Below are 17,670 nucleotides of genomic sequence, written 5' to 3'. Positions count from 1 at the left end.
AAACATCTGACAACTCTGAAGCGGTCTTGATTATTGTATATTGCTATTGCCAATGTTTCTGAAAATGAACTTATTCCATTCATCATTAACTCTAAAAGGATTTGAATCTCAGCCTAAAGGTAGTACCTACATTCACAGCACTATCAACTTCAATCGTGCCACCCAGACTCTCTATTTGAGATTTAATCAAATATAGACCTAAGCCCTTGCCGTTAGGACGGTCATGAAAACGCTGATATAAACCAAAAACTTTCTCTTTCTGGCGTTCGGCATCAAACCCAATGCCATTGTCAGCAAAAGAAAGCATTATGCCTTTATCAGTCTTTTGGGTTTCAATCCTAATTCTTAACTTACGATCATTGGCTCTGAACTTAATGGCATTGGTCATGAGGTTCATCAGGATACTTTCCAGATAAGCCTCATTAAACATGACACTTGGTGCATCCACAAACAAGGTTTCGATATCAGGTTGAGCTTCCTGAATCAGAGATTTGAGTTGATTTTTTACCTGTGAAAACATCTGACCAAAACCAATCTCTTTTTGCTCAATAGAATTATTATCTCTGATTATCAGAATTTTTATGAGGTCGTTAACGGTATTATCCAGTTGAATCGTCGATGTTCTAAAGCCATCAATAATGGCGTTCAGCATTTCGTCTTCGATAGGTATATCTTCGAGCAATTGAGTAAATCCTAACAGATTCGATAAAGGTGCTCTCAAATTATGAGATGTAATAAATGAGAAGTTTCTTAAATCATTATTATTTTCATTTAGGTTAATTATCAGTTGTTCACGCTCAAGTTCCTGATTTTTCCGCTCAGTAATATCTCTGAAATTCACCACAATAGCACCCACAGCCGCATCATTCAGCAAATTTTGGCAACTGGCTTCCAGCCATTTGTACAGACCATCTTTGCAAAGGCTACGATACTCAAAGAATCTGGTTTTTTCAGGGTCATTTATCACATCTACAAAGGCTTGAGAAACAAGCTCCAGATCATCGGGGTGAATCAGGTCATATCTGGCCATTCCAATCAATTCACTGTCATCATACCCCAGAATTTTCCTTCCTGTCTGGCTTATATCAAGCATTACACCATCAATACCCAGCAGGCTCAACCCATCATGGCTGTTTTGTAAAAGGCTTCTGAAACGTCTTTCATTATTGCTGATTTTTTCTTCAGCTTTCCTTTTTTCAGAAATATCACGGGCAATTTTTGATACTCCTGTAATATTTCCTTTATTATCTTTAATAGGCGAGGCCGTTAATGATATATCCAGCAATCTTCCCCCTTTGTTTAGCCGTTGGGTTTCATAATGATTGACGGGCTTGCCTTCTCTTATCCTGCCAAAAATTTCCTCCTCTTCGTAATAACGATTAGTTGGAACTATCTGATAAATACTTTTACCGATTACCTCCTTATCGTCATAGCCAAACATCTTTTCTGCTCCCTTATTCCAGCTTAGTATATTTTTATCAGTATTAATACTCACTATGGCATCATCTGAACTATTAATAATTGATACCAGAAGAGCCTGCTGTTCTTCAAATACTCTACGTTCGGTTATATCTCTGAAATTAGCCACAAAGGCATTAATCTCAGGTTTGTGTAGCATATTGGTTATTGTTCCTTCAAGCCAGAGATAATTATTGTCTTTATTAAGTATTCTTAGAGCAACTAAAACCGGAACTTCAGGAATTGTGAAAGCTCTGTTTAAATGCGTCATTACATTTTCTAAATCATCAGAATGAATTCTATCAAGAATATTAGGTATTTCTGTTTCAGCATTCGTGTAGCCAAAAACCTTCTGAATAGCCGGACTGAGAAACTCAATTTTACCACCAGCATCAAAAAGGAACAGCAAGTCATGACTGTTTGCCAGGATAGACCTGAACTTTATCTCCCTTTTCGCTATTTCTTCCTCAGCCACTTTTCTTGCTGTAATATCCCGTCCGGCAATACACATACCTTTTATCTGCCCATTTTCAATGACAGGCCTGATGGTATAATCAATCCATAGCGTCCTATCACCTTGTATATATGGCCGATCATATTGAATAATCTCACCTTGCAATACTTTATTGAAGAATGATTGAATAATAACTTTTCTATCGTCGGCAACAAGATCTAAAATATAACGCCCTTCAATCATTTCATTGTCGGTATTGAGAAAACCAAACAATCGGGCATTAGAATTAAACGCTTTTATCAAACCATCGGTATCTAACAATACAAAGGCTTCGGAGGCATTTTCAAAAATAGCTTTCAGGTTGGCTTCAGATTGTCTGATCAGCTCTGTAGCCTTTTTGCGCTCTGTAACATCTATATAGTTCGAAACAATAGCCTGTACGTTGTCATCATGTAAAAGATTAGTGATATTTCCTTCTACCCATCTATATTCTCCGTTTTTGCATTTTAGGCGGTTTAGCCTTGGTACAGAAAACTTCGGCTGTTTCAATAAGCTTTCAAAAATAGTGTTGGTTTCTTTGACCTGCTCTTCATGCATGAATAACAGGTTCAATTTACCTATCACTTCATCGCTGTCATAACCCGTTAGTTTTTCAAATGCAGGACTCACATAAGAGATGATTCCATCCGGTTTGGTCATGATAATGATGTCCTCCCCTTTTTCAACCAAGGCTCTGAAACGGTTTTCACTTTTAATCAGTTTATCTTCGGCTACTTTTCGTCCACTGATGTCTCTGTAATTAGAAACCATAGTACCTACGTTCTCATCGTGCAGAAGGTTAGTAATAAAACCTTCAAACCACAGATAATGGCCATCTTTATGCTTTAACTTCAACAAGCGGGGAATAGGAACACCCGGCTTTTTGGTAGCTTCTAAAGAAGTTCTTATGGCGTCTTCCTGAAAATCCGGATGTAAGTTTTCCCTTAATAAGTCAGGGTTGTTTTTAGCATCCTCGAGGGTGAAGCCTGTAATTTTTTCAAATGCAGGACTCACATATTGTATAATCCCCTTTTCATTACTCAGAATAATCACATCACTTGCGTTTTCAACCAGTGCCCTGAAACGGTTTTCACTTTTAACAACCTGTGCCTCGGCTATTTTCCGTTCAGTAACGTCCCGATAATTTGAAACTACTGCCCCTACGTTTTCATCGTCCAGCATATTGGTCACAAATCCCTCCAAGTATATAGCATAACCATCTTTATGTTGAAATTGCAAAACGCAAGAGATGGGAACGCCAGGTTTTTCAAGTGCCTCCACAAAAATCTTTCTCGCCTGGTCAGCATAATCAGGATGTAAACGCAAAGAAAATGATTTCGGATTTTGTTGAAGTTCTGAATAGGTAATTCCAGTGATTTTTTCAAATGCAGGGCTTACATATTGTGTAATTCCACTTTTCTCATTTAAAATAAGAATATCAGAAGAGTTTTCTATTAAAGCTTTGAAGCGTCTTTCGCTTAGTTCTAATAGCTTTTCGCTTTTTTTCCTGATACTTATATCGCGAATAAAAGTACCAACCTTTACCTCGTCATTGATTTCCTTATAGGTAACTGATGAAAGTTCAACCGGGAATCGCTCGCCATTTTTTCTTATACCGGTAGCCTCACCATGCATCTTTCCGGTTTTATTCCTTTCCTCTAAATAACGTAAAAACTTTTCATCAGAGTGATCAATTAATACTTTTCTGTTTAATTTCTTAAGTTCTTCTTTGTTATACCCAAACATATCAACAGCAGAATCATTAACATCAAGAGCTTCACCCTCAAGATTACCCAAAAAGAACGCATCTAATGAGTTTTCGATGATTGTCCTGTACTTATTCTCATGCTTTAAGAGTTCTGATTCTGCCTTTCGAATAAAAGATATATCAAAAGCCGAGACAAAAATGCCTACAATTTGCTTCGTTTTATTATAAATAGGTTTGTACTTATTTCTACAGGTAAATATTGTATTATCGGCCATTGGTAAATCTACCTCAATTTCGAGTATTTCACCATCCAAAGCCCGCATATAAAAACTTCTGGCAATTTCTTTTCTGCCTTCGGGTGCATAGTCCAGGATACTATCACCTTTTTTCACTATCCTGCCGAAGTATTTCTGGTATTGTTCTTTAAAATTAAGGCCAAAATTGACTATGATTAAGTTTGTATCTATAATCAAAAAACTGTCTTCAGTGTAGTGGGTCAGCAAATCTTCATAATCGGGATTTTTTAATGAAGAATAAGGAAGACTCTCTTGAAAAGTGTAAGCTTTCATATAAGCAAAAGATTGTTTTAATTATCAACCTTACTAAAACAATGAAGGTGATACGAGTATTTGAGGTTAATTTCTAAGGAAAAAATAATAATAAAATTTCTACTCCCCTAAAGGCAGGGCTTTCAGTGCATGAATAGTTAGAGATTTTGATAAAAAATCAATAACCATCGGATAATTCAGCCCCTTAGCTTTTTCTGATGGCGTAGTAGAAGACGAAAGAATTACAATTCTGGTCTTATTAAACTTTGGATAGTAGTTTGTGGTAAATTCATCCAGAAATTCCCACCCATTCATGACAAGCATATTTAAATCCAGAAAAATCAGTCCAGAATAACTTTCTATGAATGTAGCAGATAATTCTGCTGTAATAATCAATTGCCTCTTTGCTATTCATTATAGTGATTGTTTCTTCAGCGAAAGAGGCCTTTGTTACCACAAGTTTAATAAAAGTTAAAGTAATTTTGTCGTCATCAACACAAAGTAATCTTTTTATTATCTATATATAGTTTAAGTAATATTCAAGCAATAATCTAATGTTTTTCTTAGGAAGCCAGGCTTTAGTAAAATCAGTCGTGGAGTCTTTAAAGAATTGCGTATGAGTTGCAGCGTTTTGGAAAATTAGGCAAATCTTGTGCCATTTACAAAGGAAAATAAGTAAAAATACTTATAAATTATACTCGTTGAAAATAGTTTAGCAATACTGATATTTTATTGCATCAAACTAATATTATTTTATCCGAATTGATGAGACAATAGCCACCTAATATATTAAGAGGGCATGATAAAACGCTGGCTTAGGTAAACAAATTAGCATTGGCATGGATTTGAATCTGGTCGAAAATCAAATATATGGTACTACAGCCTCATAAAAGCACAGATATTTTATCAATAATCTAAGTTTATCAATTATTGGCACCCAAGAGGCTCTCTGGTAAAATCATCATTTTCAATATAATAAATACTGATCTTATTTAAGCCAATGAAAATCTGGAAGAGGCAGCAAGGGGTGAACTTGTAGACGCTTACAGGTCAAAAATGAAATCCATAGAGTACAGAGGTAAAATAGCACTTTGTTGCTCAAAACAAAAGCCTTAGAATCACTTCTAAGGCTTTTACAAGTAATGATATACTGATTCAGAATCAGGCTTCGCCCATCGGGCCGCCGAAATTCATCGGAAACGGCACAGGCTCGTTGGTCTGACGGATGGTGCCAAAATTATCTTCATATTTTGAAATATTATCTTGCAGGGCAGTCAGCAAACGTTGTGCGTGTTCCGGAGTCAGAATCACACGTGATTTTACTTTTGCTTTGGGCACTCCGGGCATCAGACGAATAAAATCAATCACAAACTCAGTGTTTGAATGAGCTATCATTGCCAGATTCGCATATACCCCCTCCGCCATTTCTTCAGACAGTTCGATATTAATTTGTTGTTCCGGCTCTTCCTGAGCATCTTTCTTTTTTGCCATATGCATGAGGAGTGTTAAGTGGTTGGGAGTCATATTCTACTATAAATATAACAAAAGTAAAGAATCTTTCCTGAAAAAAAGAAATACAATTCCTATTTGTTATTTAATGGCCAAATATAGACTCAAAATGAACAATATGGTTATTTTAAGGGTATTTTAATAGCTATTTATTAGTTTTTGCGCACAGCTTCGCGTATTCTGACGAGTTTTTCCAAAAGCCTTTCTAATTTATCTAATGCTAACATATTAGCTCCATCAGACTTTGCAACTGCCGGATTCTTATGTGTTTCAATAAAAATTCCATCAGCTCCTATGGCAATAGCCGCTTTAGCAATGGTTTCTATCATAGCAGGGTTACCACCTGTTATACCTGAAGATTGATTCGGCTGTTGTAATGAATGCGTACAGTCCATTACGACAGGCACATTAAATGCCTGCATTTCGATAATATTCCGGTAATCAACCACTATATCAGAATACCCAAATGAATTTCCCCGGTCAGTTAGCATCACTTGTACATCAGGATTAACGGCATTAATTTTCTCTACGGCAAAGCCCATACCTGAGCCATGCATAAATTGTCCTTTCTTTACATTAACGGCCTTGCCTGTTTGTGCTGCTGCAATCAGCAACTCGGTTTGGCGGCATAAAAAAGCAGGAATCTGCAAAACATCAACATATTGCGCCGCAAGAGCGGCCTCGTCTGACTCATGAATGTCTGTTATGGTTGGGAGTGAGAAAGTGGTGCCTACTTCCTTTAAGATACCCAGCGCGAGTTCGTCGCCGATACCCGTAAACGAATTTAATTTGGTTCTGTTGGCTTTGCGGTAAGAAGCCTTGAAAATATAAGGTATTGCAAGACGGTCGGTAATTGCTTTTACTTTTTCAGCAATTTCAAGTGCCATATCTCTTCCTTCTACCACACAAGGCCCGGCTATAAGGAAAAAATTCCCGGAATTCTGATTTTTTAATTGATTGACTTTCAGCACTTTAATAATTTTTTAAACCTATTATTTAATTGATTTTTCGGAATTAAGTAATTGAATATTTCTATTCTCAGGCGTTTTTCCAAAACTTCTTTCGTATTTATTTGTTTTATAATAAAACAAATACAAAGTTCGGAAGTTTTCTGATACTAAAAAACTTTCGTGTATTTTGTTGTTTTCAGTTAAAAGCATTTTCTTTGCAGTCGTTTTTCACCAAACTACAGTTCAAAATGTCAGCAATTGCATCTAAAGTAACGAAAATTATCGTAGAAAAACTCGGCGTTGATGAGTCAGAAGTAACTCCAGAAGCATCATTCACAAATGATTTAGGAGCAGATTCATTAGACACTGTGGAGTTGATAATGGAATTTGAAAAAGAATTCAACGTATCAATCCCAGACGACCAGGCAGAAAATATCCAGACCGTTGGTCAGGCTATTACTTACTTGGAAGAAAATTCTAAATAATTTTCGAGTTGCAGGTTTCAAGTTTCATGATATTAGCCTGAAACTTGAAACTTTATAACTTTGAAACTTCAAATCTCATTTTATGGCTTTCAAACGAGTAGTTGTAACAGGATTGGGGGCTATAACGCCTATCGGGAATACGGTAGAAGAATTCTGGCATGGATTGTCCAATGGTGTTAGTGGCGCGGCCATTATTACTAAATTTGATGCCAGTAAATTCCGTACGAAATTTGCTTGTGAAGTCAAAAATTTTGACGTAACACAGTTTATACCGAGGCAAGACGCCCGTAAAATGGACTTATTCACCCAGTATGCGATGGTAGCGGCAGACGAAGCTATTAAGGATTCTGGTCTGGATTTAGAACAAATTAATAAAAATAAAGCCGGGGTTATCTGGGGTTCAGGTATTGGTGGGTTAAAAACTTTTGAAGAAGAAGTAATTAACTTTGCCAGTGGAGACGGTACTCCGAAGTTTAACCCATTCTTTATTCCAAAAATGATTGCCGACAGTGCCTCGGGTCAAATCTCTATCAAATACGGATTCCGTGGGCCAAACTACATTACTGTATCGGCATGTGCTTCTACCAACAATGCAATTATAGATGCGTTTAACTATATCCGCTTAGGTAGAGTTCAGGTATGTATTTCAGGAGGTTCAGAAGCCGCTATTACCCAGGCGGGTATTGGTGGTTTTAATGGCTTGCGTGCCATGTCTGAAAGAAACGATGACCCGGCAACCGGTTCTCGCCCATACGATAAAGACCGTGATGGTTTTGTATTGGGCGATGGTGGCGCGGCATTGATTCTGGAAGAATACGAGCATGCCGTAGCCCGTGGAGCCAAAATATATTGTGAAATTGTGGGTGGTGGTATGTCTTCAGATGCCTATCATATTACAGCACCACATCCTGAAGGGTTCGGTGCGTTCCTTTCTATGCAGGATGCGCTTGAAGATGCCAACATGAAACCTGAAGATGTGGATTATATCAATACACATGGTACATCAACCCCATTGGGTGATCCACAGGAAATCAAAGCTATAGAACAATTGTTTGGCGATCATACATACGAAATGAGTATCAGTTCAACCAAGTCGATGACAGGCCATTTATTAGGGGCTGCAGGTGCAGTTGAATCTGTCGCCGCTGTTCTCGCCATACAACATCAAATGGTTCCGCCAACAATAAATCTGTTTAATATCGATGAATCAATCGATTCAAGAATAGATTTAACCCCTAATGTAGCGAAATCTAAAAAAATAGATGTAGTTTTGAGTAATTGTTTTGGCTTTGGCGGACATAATGCTACGCTAATATTTAAGAAAATCTAATTTCGAATCGTGTTGTCGGAGGCTAGTAATTTTTGGGGAATTTTCAAATCAAGTTCTAAAGAACGTGAGTTTAGGAAAGCAGTAGAGCAAATTATTGGTGAAAAGCCGAGTAATCCGTTGCTCTATCAGTTAGCCTTTAGACATACTTCTGCCTCAAAAGAAACAAATATTGGTGGTTTCCGCGAATCTAACGAGCGATTAGAATACTTAGGCGATTCGGTGTTGGGTATGATAGTTGCCGAATATCTATTCAAAAAATACCCCTTTAAAGACGAGGGCTTTCTGACCGAAATTCGTTCAAGAATTGTAAACAGAGAGTCTTTGAATCAGGTAGCCCGTAAAATTGGCTTGGAAAAACTGATCCAGTTTGACGGTCAGCGTATCGCCCATAATCGTACATCGATGTACGGCGATGCCATGGAAGCCTTGATTGGTGCAATTTATTTAGATAAGGGTTTCAGGTTTACAAGGTCTTTCATTCTGAAAAAGCTGATTGCCAATTACTTCGACCTCGATACAGTTATCCAGACTAACACCAATTACAAGAGTATTTTGTTAAGTTGGGCACAACAAGAAGGTAAGAAGATTGCTTTTGAGATTGTGCAGGAAAACGGTAAACATCACCATAAGGAATTTGTGGCTCAGGTAAAAGTAAACGGCGAGGCCATTAGTACCGGTGGCGGTTGGAATAAGAAAAAAGCCGAACAGGAAGCCGCCCGAAGGGCTTGTGAAAGTTTAGAGATAAAATCATCACAATAAAGAAAAAAGACGCATTTCCTTGCGTCTTTTTTCTTTATTAGAGAGACAACAAAAGTTGAGTAAAGAACGAAATCTACGTTAAGCACCCTATTACATGAGTCAGTTACCTACCCTTGTCATAAAATTCGGAACAGCCTCTATTACCCAGAGCAATGGCGAGCCGGACGAAACCATCATTGCCGATATAGCCCGCCAGGTTTCCGAACTCCATGCGCGGTATCATATCGTCATAGTATCTTCGGGGGCCGTTGGGGCAGGTAAGCATTTTATCAGAAATTATTCAGGGGAAATTGCTGAGCGGAAAGCGGCGGCAGCTATCGGGAATCCACTTCTTTTGAATATTTATTCTAAATATTTCTCTCAATACAATATTCAGATTGCGCAGAGTTTGTGTGAGCGCCAGCATTTTGGCAATCGCGAGCAGTTTCTACAACTGAAAGAAACCTATCAGGAATTATGGGCTAATGGCATTATTCCGATTGCTAATGAGAACGACGTAGTAAGTAACCGTGAGTTGAGATTTTCGGACAATGATGAACTGGCAACCCTTATCGCCACTGGCTTCGGAGCAGAAACACTGATGATTTGTACATCGGTAGGTGGTTTATTAGATCAGCAGAAAAACATTATCAGAAAAATAGAAACGATTGATAATCAGATATTAGGTCTGGTAGATAATAGTAAATCGGCTTTAGGTTCAGGTGGTATGGCATCCAAGCTCACCTTTACCAAATTAGCAACCCGTATGGGTATCCGGGTAATTATTTTCGGCATGAAAACCGAAGAGGGAATTCTGAAAGCCATAAAAGGACAAGCAGGGACTGAGTTTTCGGCACAAACAGCCAATTTATCATCCCGTAATAAATGGTTGGCCAGTGGCAGTGTTGCAGTAGGTACTTTACAGGTTGATGCAGGAGCTGTAAAAGCCTTGCAAAAACGGAGTAGCTTATTAGCCGTAGGTATCAAAAAAGTAAAAGGAGACTTTGAAGCTGGCGAGGTAGTAGAAATAACGGATAGTCATGGAATAATGGTGGGAGTGGCCCGCATCAGAGTACCATCAGATGAATTAGAAGCCAACCTGAAAACGCAGAATTTTGAAGTAGCAAATGCCAATGATATTGTTTTAATATAATTCTTGTGGCACGAGCCGGACGACGGTCGCCTCTAACTCGCAATTTTATACTGTATTTGAGAACTTATTTAAAACAAAATTCTTTTCAACTCTTGCCATAATTCCATAGAAATTGTAATTTCATAATCAAAAACCTTATTATTATGAAAAAGATACTTCTACTACTCTTTATCTCTAATCTGACGATGGCACAAACCAAACCTGAACCAACCCTCAAATCTGTTTTGTTAGAGCAATTGAAAACAACACATACCGATAAAGACTGGTTTGTGCCTGTGAATATTGCTTTAGAAGGTGTAACGGCCGAACAAGCCAATTGGAATGATGGCAAAGGCAATCACTCTATCGGGCAATTGGCTCATCACCTGTTATTCTGGAATGGGCGTGTGCTGGCACAATTCAAAGGGCAGGATGTCGCTAAATTCGATGGAGATAACGATAAAACATTCACTAATTTTGATAAAAAAAGTTGGGAGGATGTCGTTAAACGATTAGATGGTGTTATGGTAGATTTAGAGAAATTTGTAGAAACGGCAGATGAAGCCAAGCTGAAAGAATTGTATTCAACTATAGCCCATATCGGTACGCACAATGCCTATCATACCGGACAAATTATTTTTATCCGTAAACAACAAGGCTCCTGGGAGGCTGATAAGGGTGTTAAATAGATAGAATTATGGCTCAAGTAAAAACAGAAATTATAGAGGCACTTCGGCGGACAGCCGATAAAATGCAAAACGGCAGCCAATATATGTGGGGTCACATGGGTAGCTGCAATTGTGGGAATCTGGCACAGGAAGTTACACATAGAACTAAGGCGGAGATTCATGCCTATGCCATGCAGGGGCACGGAGATTGGAACGAACAACTGAACGACTACTGTGAAACCAGTACGATGCCTATTGATCTGATAATCTTTGACCTGTTAACAGCAGGTTTCTCGATTGAAGATTTACAGAATCTGGAGAAACTTTCAGATAAAGAGATTCTCATTCGTCTGCCCGCAGAAAAACGTTATTTACGCCACAATGTTCGTGAAGATGTTATCGTTTATTTACAAGAGTGGGCAAATATGCTTGAAGAACGATTGTTAGAGACCATTAAACTGCCTGATTTTTTACAAGAAACCACAGCATTGACATATGCGTAAATTTTTTTTAACCATTACCCTCATTACTTGTGCATTTATGGCATTTTCGCAGGAAGAAGAACCACAAGAAAAAGAAAAGCCCGAATTTTTTGAGCAACCCAAGCCCGCCTGGAAAGATAAACTACGCTATGGCGGAAATTTCTGGTTAGGCTTCTGGGGAGCATTCTACATAGACGTGTCTCCGATGGTAGGTTATGAAGTAAGTAATAAAGGAACAGTAGTCGGATTAGGGGCAAACATTATATATCAGGGTGTATTTAATGGCGGCGGTGATTTTATCTATGGTCCTAAACTCTTTATTCGTCAGCCAATATTCAGGTCGATTTTTGCGCATGCCGAATATGAGATGATGAATGCCTATTCTAATAATTTTTATTCTTTTAATGCCAATACACCTGTCACTGATATAAAAAAGAAATGGGAGGGCTCACCCCTGATTGGTGCTGGATTTTATCAGGGCAGGCAAGGCCAAAGAGGAAGCTATCTTGCCTTAATGTACAATTTAGGATACCCTAACCGGGGGTTTATCAGTCCACAAGGTTTGGGAGGTAATAATTCGCCTCTTGTAATCCGTTTCGGAATTCTTCTATAAATTATAGTTTCGGTTTTTTCTAATTTGTAATTTTGTGGCTAAAACACTTAGCCACACTTGAAACAGGTTAGAAAATACTCTTTTGCCCTTATTTCATCGGTTTTCTTAACGATTGTCCCTATAGTATTCACATCAATTATTACATTGTGGGTAATTGCCCATGAAAGAGAAATTGGTGGCTATGAAGAAAAATTCTGGGTAATTATAACACTTGCCTGTTGCATTACGTCTACCATAGCAATAACTCCCCCTACATTTTTAGCATTGGTTTTTGGATATTTTCTGGGCTGGCATGCCATTCTGCCACTATTCTTGTTAAATATGGTTGCTATATTTTTAGTGAATATGGTAACCCGATGGTTAGACAAAGACCGTTTTCGAACATATTTGTCAGAGAATCAAAGAGTTCGGGAGATATTGGAAAACATTAAAGAGCAGGAATTAAAGATTATTTTCTTTGCTAAACTATCGCCTGTTTTACCGTTTGCTTTAACTAATTTTGTTTTTGCCCTGTCAGGTGCAAAACTGAAAAATATATTGTTAGGCGGCTTTTTAGGCATGATTCCACGTACGGTTTTAGCGGTCTGGACAGGCCATCAGGCAAAAGAAATCAGAAAATTATTAGAGAATCCGAATGAAGGGAATCTGCAACAAATATTGTTGATTCTACTGTTGGTAGCTTCGGTGGCAGGATTTTTTTATTTTTTGCAGCCGCGAAAGAGGAAGTAATTTAAAGAATAGTGAATCTTAAAAGTGCCTGATTTGGTAGAGACAGGGCATTGCCCTGTCTCTACTTTGTGCGTCTTTAGACTTTTGGTCTAATAACTAAATATTAACTTCTAAAATCCGAATGTCTTAAAATGATTTGGCGATATTCACAAATTCTCTTGATTTCAAAGAAGCACCACCAACTAAACCACCGTCTACATCAGGACAAGCGAAAAGTTCTTGTGCATTAGCACCATTCACGCTACCACCATAGAGAATGCTGATTTCCTCAGCCACTTCTGCACCGTATTGAGAAGCTAAATGATCTCTTAAGATTTTGTGCATTTCCTGAGCCTGGTCGTTAGAGGCTGTTACACCTGTTCCGATAGCCCAGATTGGTTCGTACGCAATTACCACTTTCTTTAAATCGTCGGCTGATAAATGGAAAAGACCATTTGTTAACTGGCCTTTCACGAAATCGAAATGGATACCTTCGTTGCGTTGGTCAAGTGTTTCACCACAACAGAAGATAGGGGTTAATCCGGCTTCAAGGATAGCGTTTGTTTTTTCGGCTAAGAAAGCATCAGATTCATTGAAATACTGACGGCGTTCACTATGGCCGATAATGATATGCCCCACACCTACCGATTGTAACATAGGTACAGAAACCTCACCGGTATAAGCACCAGAAGCTTTTGGATAACAGTTTTGCGCACCCAGAGATACTTTAGGTGTATCAATCAATTTTCCGAAAGTGCTTAGGTAAGGAAAGGGCACACAAAGTACAACCTGTACATTTGGATTAACGACTTCGTCTTTCACCATATTAACTACTTCTGACAAAAGGATTTGGCCTTCGTCGAAAGTTTTATTCATTTTCCAGTTGCCAGCGGCGATTTTTTTTCTCATTGACTTTAGAACTTTGGTTGTTTGAAAGTGCGAAGATAATAGTTTTTCACGAAAAACTATAAGTACATTTCCATCGCTACATCGGCTCTTACATAGGGAGAAGTGAAATTTTTAACCTGCGAAAATCCTAATTTTTTGTACAGATTTAAAGCAGGACTAAGACTGGAATTGGTTTCCAGATACAATCTTTTAGCTCCTGATTCTTTTGCTTTTGTGATAGCTGCCTCTCCAATAGCGTAACCTATGCCCAAGCCACGAGCCGCTTCACTTACTCCCATTTTACATAGTTCTAAGCTATCATCTCCAATAGGTTTTAAGGCGGTAGTTCCTAAAATTTCATCACCACGACAAGCTAATAAAATTGCACCACCTGTGGCTATGAAATACTTTACAGGATTTTCTAAGGAATCCAGATCGCCTTGCTCAACTTTGAAGTATTTGTTTATCCAGTCGTAGTTAATGTCTTTAAATGCCTGATAGTGCTTCAGATTACTGGTATCAAATTCAACTACTTTTATTAAAAGGCCAGTAGCAATATTTACAATAGTGTTGACTAATAAATCTAAATCTTCCAGGCGGGTACGATGATTGGTAATATTGGCACGAATAGCATATTTGCCATGAATAATAGTATAAGATGGTGCGGCAATACCCGACTCGTGCAAGCGCATCAGAATCTCCTTATTCAATTGATTCAATGCTTCTTCAGTATGGGCGCCGTCGTTGAAACGGAAACAGACTATATTCATACTTATCGGAACAAGCAATTCTAAATTCATAGCTTTAGATACTTTTTCTCCTAAATATTCAGCCTGATTGATATTCTGTTGCACCAAACGGCCATATTTCAGGATACCGTGCTCTTTCAACGACATCCATACTTTTAAAGCCTTGAAACTTCTTGATAATTCTATTCCATAATTCGTTAAAGGCTCTGGACCTGCTGCAAGTCCTCTTTCATGGGCTGATAAATAATTAGGCACTGATGAGAACGCTGCCTGATGTAGTTTTTTATCTCTGATTAAAACACAGGCAGATTCATAAGGAACGTGTAGCCATTTATGGAAATCGAAAGCCAGACTATCGGCTTTTTCTATGGTTTTTAGTTTTTCCGAGAATGAAGGGGTAAGCTTTGCCAATGAACCAAAGGCACCGTCTATATGAAACCATAAACCAAATTCCTGGCATATCTGATAGAGTTCTTCTAATGGGTCAATTGCGCCGGTATTAACCGTTCCGGCATTCCCCACTACACAAAATGGTCTGAAACCGGCTTCAATATCCTCTTTAATTTTGGTTACCAGCGCAGGAACATTTATCTGGAAAGTATCAGTTACGGGAATTATTCTTGTACGCTCACTACCAATACCTAATACTTCGGTAGCCTTTATGACACAGATATGGGTTTCTGCCGAGCAATAAACGGTTAATTTGTTGTCGGTTCCTTTTACTCTTATTTGTAAATCTTGTAGTGAGTTTCTGGCAGTTGTAAGTGCCGTGAGATTAGCCATTGTTGCGCCACTTACTAATAAACCACTGGCACTTTCTGGAAAGCCAAACATTTCTTTTGACCATTCTATCACCTGTTGCTCTACGTACATAGCCGCGTGGTCGCCGATGGTAGTATTAGGATTCATACCCGAAGCCAGCATATCAGCCAACATTCCCAACGGTGTCCCATTGCCTTGTACCCATGCGAAAAAACGAGGGTGTATATTACCTTTGTTATAAGGTAGTATATAAGAAAGAAATTCCTGATAGATCTCTTCGGCTGGCTGGCCTTCTTTTGGAAGCGAGCGATTCAATATTTCTTTTACTTCTGCGGTAGGCTGTTGCCATACGGGTTTATTGCTTAATCCTTGCAGATAATCAATCATATCGTCAATCATCTGATGGCCTAAGGCTCTTATTTCATTCCAGTTATTAGGGTCAAGTGTTTCTTCTGTTGGTTGTAAGTTTTCTGTACTCATGCGTTTGTCGATTAAGCTTCAAAAATACATATACTCAGCCTAATATATCAGTCTGTTTTTTGCTTTTTCTGCGAACATAGCAAGATTCGGTTCGACACTTATCAATCATTTACTCATTTTTGCCGAAACAAATACAAGAACATGTCAGAAACAATCGCTCAACGCATAGAAAACTTAGACTGGCCGCGTTATGCCGAAAGTCTTCATGAGAAAGGATATGCGCATTTGCCGGAAATTCTTTCAGCCAAAGAGTGTAAGGCATTAACAGCCTCTTACGATGATAATACACTTTATCGAAGTACTATTAATATGAAACGCTATCAGTTTGGTAGTGGAGAATATAAATACTTTAAATACCCTTTGCCAGATATAATTACAGATTTGCGGCATTCAATATATCCATATTTAGCAAAAGTAGCTAACGACTGGGCGTTTAAATTAGGAATAAATGAGGTCTTTCCCAACCAATTAGAAGAACTCTTAGAAAAGTGTCATCAGGCAGAACAAAATCGCCCAACACCATTAATATTAAAATATCATACAGGTGACTGGAATGCTTTGCATCAGGATTTATATGGAGAAGTATATTTTCCATTTCAGATAGTGTTCTTTCTGACCCAAGCGCAAGTTGATTATACAGGCGGAGAATTTGTGATGGTAGAGAATCGCCCTCGTATGCAATCAAAGCCTGTCGTATTGCAGCCTGATAGGGGTGAGGCTGTTATTTTTACTACTAATTTCCGTCCGGTATTGGGTACAAAAGGTTATTACCGAACAACCATGCGGCATGGAGTAAGTGAGGTAAAGACTGGTGAAAGAATTAATCTGGGAATTATCTTTCATGATGCGCAATGATAAGACACAAAGATGTAGGCAATAAAGCTTTTGCACGTTCAAAGGATTTATTATTAAAGATACAATCTGGAGAAATAGCTTTTGGTGGAAATAAAAACCTGAAAATCTATGGTCGATTAGATTGCAGGGCAGGTAAAAGAATGAAAATAGGAAACAGGATATTTTTTGAAAACGAAGCAGAGGCGATTGATTCTGGTTATCGCCCCTGTGCGGTCTGTATGAAGAAAGAATATTTACATTGGAAATCGCAACATTAAGCCCGCGCCATTTCCCAACCCAAAATTGCCTTTTTGCGGGTTGTACCCCAGCGATAGCCACCAATGCCTCCGACTTTTTGTAGCACTCTATGGCACGGAATAATATACCCTAATCGGTTACTGCCGATGGCGGTTCCTACGGCTCTTTGCGCGGTTGGCTGGCCGATGGTTTGGGCAATCGTTTCATAGCTTACCATTTGTCCGAATGGGATTTTCAATAAAGCCTCCCAGACTTTTATCTGAAAATTAGTGCCTCTTAGCAAAAGGGTGACGGGAGAATCTGTAGACTCAGTTGCGTAGAATATCTGGTCTATAAAAGGTCTGGTAAAAGCATTGTCGAAAATGATTTCAGCATTGAAAAAATCTTCTTTTAGTTCCTGAATTACCCCTTCCTTGTTTTCGTTTTCCAGAAACCGCAAATCGGTAATACCACGCCCGGTAACAGCTATCAGGCATTCGCCGAATGGTGTTTCATGAATACCATAATAAATGGTAAGTCCTTCTCCTTTAGATTTAAATTCGGCTGGAGTCATTGCCTCGTAATTGACAAATAAATCATGCAGACGGCTGGTGCTCGATAAGCCCGACTCAAAAGTAGCAGCTAATAAGTTATCGCTTTGAGCTAACTTTTCTTTGGCAAATTCTTTGGTCAGAAAACGCATGAACCGTTGCGGACTTGTACCTGCCCATTTGCTGAAAAGCCGGTTAAAATGAAACTCTGATAAAGCTACATGGTCGGCAACCTCTTTCAGACTTGGCTGGTTCTGAAAGTTTTCTTCAATAAAATGAATAGCGCGTTCTATTCGGTTATAATCTATAAGTTCCTGATTTTCGATAGTTTCCATCTTTTCTGATTG

At 38.5% G+C, this 17,670-nt stretch carries 17 protein-coding genes; 10 read left to right on the top strand and 7 right to left on the bottom strand.

Annotated features, from left to right (window positions below; translation table 11 throughout):
• Window positions 1-91 precede the first annotated feature (91 nt).
• The 4 genes from H1R81_RS14235 to kdsA form a co-directional block, all read right to left on the bottom strand.
• Window positions 92-4,228 carry a PAS domain-containing sensor histidine kinase gene (locus H1R81_RS14235; RefSeq protein ID WP_181841408.1) on the bottom strand — a complete coding sequence of 1,379 codons (4,137 nt, stop codon included), beginning with the start codon at window positions 4,226-4,228 and terminating at the stop codon, window positions 92-94.
• 99 nt (window positions 4,229-4,327) lie between these two features.
• Entirely contained in the window at window positions 4,328-4,603 is a 276-nt protein-coding gene (locus tag H1R81_RS14230) for a two-component system response regulator (RefSeq protein ID WP_181841407.1), read from the bottom strand.
• Window positions 4,604-5,368: 765 nt separating this feature from the next.
• A complete protein-coding gene (locus H1R81_RS14225; RefSeq protein ID WP_181841406.1) occupies window positions 5,369-5,698 on the bottom strand; it encodes a DUF3467 domain-containing protein in 330 nt (109 codons plus the stop codon).
• A gap of 170 nt (window positions 5,699-5,868) precedes the next feature.
• Window positions 5,869-6,684, bottom strand: coding sequence for a 3-deoxy-8-phosphooctulonate synthase (gene kdsA, locus H1R81_RS14220; protein WP_220275238.1), 816 nt, complete (start codon window positions 6,682-6,684; stop codon window positions 5,869-5,871).
• A 230-nt stretch (window positions 6,685-6,914) separates the two neighbouring features.
• Here kdsA and H1R81_RS14215 point away from each other — a divergent pair, with 230 nt between their 5' ends.
• The 8 genes from H1R81_RS14215 (at window position 6,915) to H1R81_RS14180 (ending at window position 12,843) form a co-directional block, all read left to right on the top strand.
• On the top strand, window positions 6,915-7,151 hold the full coding sequence (locus H1R81_RS14215) for an acyl carrier protein (RefSeq protein ID WP_116983079.1): 237 nt from the start codon (window positions 6,915-6,917) through the stop codon (window positions 7,149-7,151).
• Between the two features lie 82 nt (window positions 7,152-7,233).
• The gene (fabF, locus tag H1R81_RS14210) at window positions 7,234-8,481 is read left to right on the top strand and encodes a beta-ketoacyl-ACP synthase II (protein WP_181841404.1); all 1,248 of its coding nucleotides are present in this window, start codon (window positions 7,234-7,236) and stop codon (window positions 8,479-8,481) included.
• A gap of 9 nt (window positions 8,482-8,490) precedes the next feature.
• On the top strand, window positions 8,491-9,240 hold the full coding sequence (gene rnc / locus H1R81_RS14205; RefSeq protein ID WP_181841403.1) for a ribonuclease III: 750 nt from the start codon (window positions 8,491-8,493) through the stop codon (window positions 9,238-9,240).
• A gap of 94 nt (window positions 9,241-9,334) precedes the next feature.
• The gene (gene proB, locus H1R81_RS14200) at window positions 9,335-10,372 is read left to right on the top strand and encodes a glutamate 5-kinase (RefSeq protein WP_181841402.1); all 1,038 of its coding nucleotides are present in this window, start codon (window positions 9,335-9,337) and stop codon (window positions 10,370-10,372) included.
• 143 nt (window positions 10,373-10,515) lie between these two features.
• Window positions 10,516-11,040: a DinB family protein gene (locus tag H1R81_RS14195; protein WP_181841401.1), complete on the top strand. Its 525-nt coding sequence runs from the start codon at window positions 10,516-10,518 to the stop codon at window positions 11,038-11,040.
• Window positions 11,041-11,048: 8 nt separating this feature from the next.
• Window positions 11,049-11,522, top strand: coding sequence for a hypothetical protein (locus H1R81_RS14190; protein ID WP_181841400.1), 474 nt, complete (start codon window positions 11,049-11,051; stop codon window positions 11,520-11,522).
• Window positions 11,515-12,114: a hypothetical protein gene (locus H1R81_RS14185; protein ID WP_181841399.1), complete on the top strand. Its 600-nt coding sequence runs from the start codon at window positions 11,515-11,517 to the stop codon at window positions 12,112-12,114. Before H1R81_RS14190 ends, H1R81_RS14185 begins: the two co-directional genes overlap by 8 nt.
• A gap of 57 nt (window positions 12,115-12,171) precedes the next feature.
• Complete coding sequence (locus tag H1R81_RS14180) at window positions 12,172-12,843, top strand: TVP38/TMEM64 family protein (protein WP_181841398.1); 672 nt, start codon at window positions 12,172-12,174, stop codon at window positions 12,841-12,843.
• A 126-nt stretch (window positions 12,844-12,969) separates the two neighbouring features.
• Here the strand turns inward: H1R81_RS14180 and tpiA are convergent, their stop codons facing one another.
• Together tpiA and H1R81_RS14170 are read right to left on the bottom strand one after the other, a co-directional pair.
• Window positions 12,970-13,731 (bottom strand): triose-phosphate isomerase, encoded by a 762-nt coding sequence (tpiA, locus tag H1R81_RS14175; RefSeq protein WP_181841397.1) that lies wholly within the window; start codon window positions 13,729-13,731, stop codon window positions 12,970-12,972.
• A 56-nt stretch (window positions 13,732-13,787) separates the two neighbouring features.
• Window positions 13,788-15,701, bottom strand: coding sequence for a bifunctional aminotransferase class I/II-fold pyridoxal phosphate-dependent enzyme/GNAT family N-acetyltransferase (locus H1R81_RS14170; RefSeq protein WP_181841396.1), 1,914 nt, complete (start codon window positions 15,699-15,701; stop codon window positions 13,788-13,790).
• A gap of 141 nt (window positions 15,702-15,842) precedes the next feature.
• On the opposite strand from H1R81_RS14170, the gene H1R81_RS14165 reads away from it, so the two are divergent.
• Both H1R81_RS14165 and H1R81_RS14160 read left to right on the top strand, forming a co-directional pair.
• Window positions 15,843-16,556, top strand: coding sequence for a 2OG-Fe(II) oxygenase (locus tag H1R81_RS14165; protein ID WP_181841395.1), 714 nt, complete (start codon window positions 15,843-15,845; stop codon window positions 16,554-16,556).
• Window positions 16,553-16,813, top strand: a complete 261-nt coding sequence (locus H1R81_RS14160; protein ID WP_181841394.1) for an Ada metal-binding domain-containing protein — start codon at window positions 16,553-16,555, stop codon at window positions 16,811-16,813. The genes H1R81_RS14165 and H1R81_RS14160 overlap by 4 nt, the downstream gene beginning before the upstream one ends.
• Here H1R81_RS14160 and H1R81_RS14155 read toward each other — a convergent pair.
• Window positions 16,810-17,658 (bottom strand): methylated-DNA--[protein]-cysteine S-methyltransferase, encoded by an 849-nt coding sequence (locus H1R81_RS14155; protein WP_181841393.1) that lies wholly within the window; start codon window positions 17,656-17,658, stop codon window positions 16,810-16,812. The genes H1R81_RS14160 and H1R81_RS14155 overlap by 4 nt on opposite strands.
• Between the last annotated feature and the right edge of the window lie 12 nt (window positions 17,659-17,670).

The organism is Emticicia sp. BO119 (genome assembly GCF_013912375.1).
In the GTDB taxonomy this organism is placed as follows: Bacteria; Bacteroidota; Bacteroidia; order Cytophagales; family Spirosomataceae; genus Emticicia.
This window is presented reverse-complemented; position numbering and strand designations above follow the sequence as displayed.

What these genes read in the sequence shown, in the direction of transcription:
- H1R81_RS14165 (WP_181841395.1), top strand. Translation starts at nt 15,843, where the DNA reads ATGTCAGAAACAATCGCTCAACGCATAGAAAACTTAGACTGGCCGCGT.
- H1R81_RS14195 (WP_181841401.1), top strand. Translation starts at nt 10,516, where the DNA reads ATGAAAAAGATACTTCTACTACTCTTTATCTCTAATCTGACGATGGCA.
- H1R81_RS14185 (WP_181841399.1), top strand. Translation starts at nt 11,515, where the DNA reads ATGCGTAAATTTTTTTTAACCATTACCCTCATTACTTGTGCATTTATG.
- H1R81_RS14170 (WP_181841396.1), bottom strand. Translation starts at nt 15,701, where the DNA reads ATGAGTACAGAAAACTTACAACCAACAGAAGAAACACTTGACCCTAAT.
- H1R81_RS14160 (WP_181841394.1), top strand. Translation starts at nt 16,553, where the DNA reads ATGATAAGACACAAAGATGTAGGCAATAAAGCTTTTGCACGTTCAAAG.
- fabF (WP_181841404.1), top strand. Translation starts at nt 7,234, where the DNA reads ATGGCTTTCAAACGAGTAGTTGTAACAGGATTGGGGGCTATAACGCCT.
- H1R81_RS14190 (WP_181841400.1), top strand. Translation starts at nt 11,049, where the DNA reads ATGGCTCAAGTAAAAACAGAAATTATAGAGGCACTTCGGCGGACAGCC.
- H1R81_RS14235 (WP_181841408.1), bottom strand. Translation starts at nt 4,228, where the DNA reads ATGAAAGCTTACACTTTTCAAGAGAGTCTTCCTTATTCTTCATTAAAA.
- H1R81_RS14215 (WP_116983079.1), top strand. Translation starts at nt 6,915, where the DNA reads ATGTCAGCAATTGCATCTAAAGTAACGAAAATTATCGTAGAAAAACTC.
- H1R81_RS14225 (WP_181841406.1), bottom strand. Translation starts at nt 5,698, where the DNA reads ATGGCAAAAAAGAAAGATGCTCAGGAAGAGCCGGAACAACAAATTAAT.
- proB (WP_181841402.1), top strand. Translation starts at nt 9,335, where the DNA reads ATGAGTCAGTTACCTACCCTTGTCATAAAATTCGGAACAGCCTCTATT.
- tpiA (WP_181841397.1), bottom strand. Translation starts at nt 13,731, where the DNA reads ATGAGAAAAAAAATCGCCGCTGGCAACTGGAAAATGAATAAAACTTTC.
- H1R81_RS14155 (WP_181841393.1), bottom strand. Translation starts at nt 17,658, where the DNA reads ATGGAAACTATCGAAAATCAGGAACTTATAGATTATAACCGAATAGAA.